This is a genomic window from Coprobacter sp., from assembly GCF_982436375.1.
The window spans coordinates 1-4830 of sequence record NZ_CEWDCG010000211.1; the positions used below are offsets into that span (position 1 = coordinate 1).

Below are 4830 nucleotides of genomic sequence, written 5' to 3' on the forward strand. Positions count from 1 at the left end.
CATGTACAGTGTAAAGCTAAAAGTCAATATGGCAAGAAAAAATCTTCCGACGCTTATCGACGGAGTCTCTTTGTCGTGAGTAAATTTTAGTTTCCCGATCAGATATATTCCTAAAAGTGAGAAAATGATTATCCATAAAACAAGGAAAATTTCCCGATTTAGTAAATGTTTGCCGTATATAAGATCTGCTATGGATAAAAAAGTCAGGGAATAAGCCAAAATGAAAAAACCTGTGATTCGGTTAAGTAGCAGTAGCCGGTGAGCTTGCTTGGGTGTTGCAGGATTCCATGTTATAAAAATAAGGATGATTGCAACCGGAAGAACAAAAGCCGAGACAAATCCCGTGAGAGTTAGATAAGGTCCTAAAATCGAATGCAGTGATGCAGCCTGCGTAAGATATGATCCGATATAAGATCCTGTGCAGGAGAGTGATAGTAAAACTGTTAGAATCGATAATCCGATAAAATTACCGACAGCCTTTTTTTTGCTGATGATCGAGGAATGAAATGCTCCGAGTAAAAATGCTGCCAGTATGACGAACAGAATAAACAAGAATAAATTAGATATTAGGTTTGTTGTAAACTGATAAAAGATCTGTATCCCGAATGCTGATGTGAGCAGGATTCCACAGAGCGGAAATACAATTAATAATGTAACGCTGTATAATAATGTGCGAAAAATAGACTGTTTGCGTGATGACCTTTGCTGTTGAAAACTATATATGCTCATCAATATCATCGGCCACAAACAGGGCGTCAACAAAGATAAAAGTCCTCCTTTAAATCCGTTTACGTAAGCTTTGCGATAGCTGATTTCTGTACCGGCATGATTTTCTCCGAATGCCTCCATTTGTTGTTTTACAGGTTTCCAAGTATTTAGATAAGCTTTATTTGAGTGTCCATGTTGGGTAGAAATGGTAGATGAGATAGAAGGTTCTGCATTCGGAATGATTTTATTGATAGTTTCTTTTAATACAAAATTATGACGGGTAGGAGGCAGACAAGTGACATTGTTACATGCCTGATATTCGATATGTCCTTCGATTAGGACTTTTTCACTTTCGGGTATTATTTCGATTCCTTGTATAAATCGGGCAGAATGATTGTACCATTTGAGATTCATTTCGAATAGAGAATTATATTCTTCTATCGGACGATCGATTTCCTGTATATTTCCTAATAAAACCGCCCCTTCGATTTTATCGAATACAAAGGCTGTAGAATGAGGACCGCCTTCGGGAAGCTGTGTTCCAAAGAGATGCCATTCTCCCAATATGTGGGCTGAAAATACAATTTCTTTGAAATTTTCTTTTTCTGTATTGTTGATTTGGGTATTCCATTTGACCGGTTCTGTTTTTTGTGACTGGGCATTAATACAGGCTATTAAACAGAAAGCTAACAGAACAATAATCTTTTTCATATTTGTGTATATTGAAACTAAAATACAAAGATACTTCATAAAAACATATAGTAATAGTCTATTTTTCGTTTTAATCGGTATAAAAGTGATAAAAATGAAAGAGATTTACAACTTGTTGTTCAAAACCGCTTTTGGTTAGGGATTTTTTTCTAATTTTGTTTCTTAAATTTATGAATATATGATGTCGAAAATAATACCTGAGTCGCAAATTGCTCAGGTAAACAAGTTGATAGACGAGGCTGATCATATCGTAATAGTGTGTCATGTTTCTCCAGATGGTGATGCTGTCGGTTCTACTTTGGGTTTATATCATTTTTTATCTGCAATAGATAAAGAAGCTACGGTGATTGTTCCGGATGCTTTGCCGGATAATTTATTATTTTTGCCGGGAGCTAAAGATATTTTGATATATAGTCGTTATACTGACTTTGCAAATGAACTGATACAAAAAGCCGACCTGATTTTTTGTCTCGATTTTAATGCTTTGAAGCGTATAGATATGATGGAGCTGGCGATTAAGAATGCCGGTGCGAAAAAAATCATGGTCGATCATCATCTTGATCCCGAACAGTTTTGTAATGTAACGATTTCTCATCCCGAAATATCATCTACATGTGAACTGGTATTTCGTCTGATTTGCCGTATGGGAATGTTCGATGATTTGAATGTTCAATGTGCAACAGCGATTTATACGGGAATGATGACCGACACGGGAAATTTTACTTATAATTCCAATAAGTCCGATATCTATTTCATTATAGAGGAATTGGTAAAAAAAGGTATAGATAAAGATAAAATATATGCGAAGGTCTGCAATACAAATTCAGTCGATAAACTTCGATTGAACGGATATGCTGTGAGTCAGAAAATGGAGATTTTCCCGGAATATCGTGCTGCGATGATTTCTTTGACACGAGAAGAACTGAATCGTTATCATTATCGGAAAGGAGATAGTGAAGGATTGGTGAATGTTCCTTTAAGTATAGAAAATATTGTATGTTCGGTATTTTTGAGAGAAGAGACAGGTTTTATTAAAGTTTCGTTGCGCTCCAAAGGAACTTTCCCTGTAAATAAAATCGCAGCCGAACACTTTAACGGCGGTGGTCATCTGAATGCTTCCGGTGGAGAGTTTTTCGGAACGATGGAGGAGGCGCAGGAGTGTTTTCGCAAACTATTACCTCTTTATGTCCGATATTTGAAAGATTAAATTTTTTTATTGTCTTATATAGATTGCTTATTCTACGAATTCGTTATTTTTGAACCGATTAATATATCAGGTATATATTGTAACAAGAGAATTCTTACTAAATAAAAATAGATTAAATGAAACAAAAGCTTATATTGATTATGCTTCTTTGCGGATTCCTAGTTATAGGAACTTCCTGTAAAGATGATAAAACTTACGCTGAGTTATTGCAAGAAGAGCAAGATTCTATCGATAAATATTTAAAAGGGTATAGAGTGGCCGATATTCCGGCAAATCTCGATGACTTAGAAACTACGAATGGAGACAGGGAAAGTGCTGATGCTCCGTATTACAGGCTTGAAGACGGTGTTTATATGCAGATTATCTCTAAGGGGAATGGTACTCCTATACAAAAAGGCGATAAAGTTTATTTCCGTTTTTTACGGCAAAATTTAAATACTCTTGCTTCTACGGGAAGTGCTGATGCTGTAGGTAATTTCTATTATGAAAATATCGACGATTATTATTTCAATTATAATACGGTTACGACATCCTCTTCTACAACCTATGGTCTTGGCATAGAGTACCCGTTGCAATATGTCGGAAATAAAGCTGTTGTAAAGGTTATCGTTCCTTCGAAAATGGGATTTACCGAATCTATTTCGTCTGTTATTCCATATTTATATCTTATTGAGTATTCATTGAGTGAACAATAATAACCCTAACTATAAAAAATTTCAATTATGTCATTAATTAAATCGATTTCAGGTATTCGAGGTACTATCGGCGGTAAGGCCGGAGAAGGTCTGAATCCCCTCGATATCGTTAAATTTACGGCGGCCTATGCGACATTGATCCGCAAGACGACATCGGTAAATACAAATAAAATAGTAGTAGGTCGTGATGCCCGTATTTCGGGAGAAATGGTTAACTATTGCGTGGTCGGTACTTTGATGGGTATGGGCTTTGATGTTGTGAACATCGGTCTGGCAACAACCCCGACAACCGAATTGGCTGTAACGATGGAGAATGCTTGCGGTGGAATTATTTTGACGGCGAGCCATAATCCTAAACAGTGGAATGCATTGAAGTTGTTGAATGAGAAAGGTGAATTTCTGAATGCGGCAGAAGGTAATCAGGTTCTTGAAATCGCAGCGAAAGAGGATTTTTTATTTGCGGATGTAGATCATTTAGGTAAAGTTACCGAAAATTTCATATATACACAGAAACATATAGAGAGTGTCCTTGCTTTGGATCTGGTGGATGTCGATGCCATTAAAGCTGCAGGTTTTACTGTCGCTGTAGATTGTGTCAACTCTGTCGGAGGAATTGCTATTCCGGCTTTGTTGGAAGCTTTAGGGGTAAAGAAAATCGAAAAGTTATATTGTGACCCGAACGGACAATTTCCACATAATCCCGAACCACTGCCTGCGCATCTTACCGAAATTTCTTCTTTGATGAAAAAAGGGGGAGCAGATGTCGGTTTTGTTGTCGATCCGGATGTCGATCGTCTGGCTATTATTTGTGAAAACGGGGATATGTTCGGCGAAGAATATACTTTGGTTGCGGTTGCCGACTACATTTTAAAGCATACACCTGGCAATACGGTATCGAATCTGAGTTCTTCCAGAGCTTTACGGGACGTGACTCGTTCCTATGGTCAACAATATAATGCAGCTGCTGTAGGAGAGGTGAATGTCGTAACCAAAATGAAAGAAACCGGTGCAGTAATCGGTGGAGAAGGGAACGGTGGAGTTATTTATCCGGCAAGTCACTACGGTCGGGATGCTTTGGTGGGTATCGCGTTATTTTTGACTCATCTGGCAAAAGAGAAGAAATCGGTTAGTGCTTTGCGTGCTACTTATCCGCCTTATAGCATTGCTAAGCAAAAAGTGCAGTTGACACCGGATATTGATGTGGATGCCCTGTTAAAGGCCGTGAAAGAGAAATATGCACAATATGAAGTAACGGATATCGATGGTGTGAAGATAGATTTCCCTGATAAATGGGTACATTTGCGTAAATCGAATACTGAACCTATTATCCGGGTTTATGCCGAAGCTAAAACTCCTGAACTGGCGGAGGAAACAGCCGCAGAAGTTATGGCGGTAATTGAAGAAATGGCGAAAAAATAAGTTTTGAAATTTAGATAAAGTATCGAGAATAGGCCGTCTCAGAATGTACTGCACCCCAAAAGTTAGACACAAAACTTTTGGGGTGTTTTT

At 37.7% G+C, this 4830-nt stretch carries 4 protein-coding genes; 3 read left to right on the top strand and 1 reads right to left on the bottom strand.

Features of this window, described 5'->3' with window-relative positions:
• On the bottom strand, window positions 1–1419 hold a 1419-nt coding region (locus tag AC1WHX_RS10440; RefSeq protein ID WP_481229308.1), incomplete at its 3' end, for a protein-disulfide reductase DsbD family protein.
• A gap of 178 nt (window positions 1420–1597) precedes the next feature.
• Between AC1WHX_RS10440 and AC1WHX_RS10445 the strand changes: the two genes are divergently transcribed.
• From AC1WHX_RS10445 to glmM, 3 genes are all read left to right on the top strand, one after another.
• On the top strand, window positions 1598–2626 hold the full coding sequence (locus tag AC1WHX_RS10445; protein WP_009319365.1) for a DHH family phosphoesterase: 1029 nt from the start codon (window positions 1598–1600) through the stop codon (window positions 2624–2626).
• Window positions 2627–2742: 116 nt separating this feature from the next.
• Window positions 2743–3321, top strand: coding sequence for a BamK family beta-barrel-assembly machinery protein (bamK, locus tag AC1WHX_RS10450; RefSeq protein ID WP_022390015.1), 579 nt, complete (start codon window positions 2743–2745; stop codon window positions 3319–3321).
• 27 nt (window positions 3322–3348) lie between these two features.
• Window positions 3349–4740, top strand: a complete 1392-nt coding sequence (gene glmM, locus AC1WHX_RS10455; protein WP_122337212.1) for a phosphoglucosamine mutase — start codon at window positions 3349–3351, stop codon at window positions 4738–4740.
• The last annotated feature ends 90 nt before the right edge of the window (window positions 4741–4830 follow it).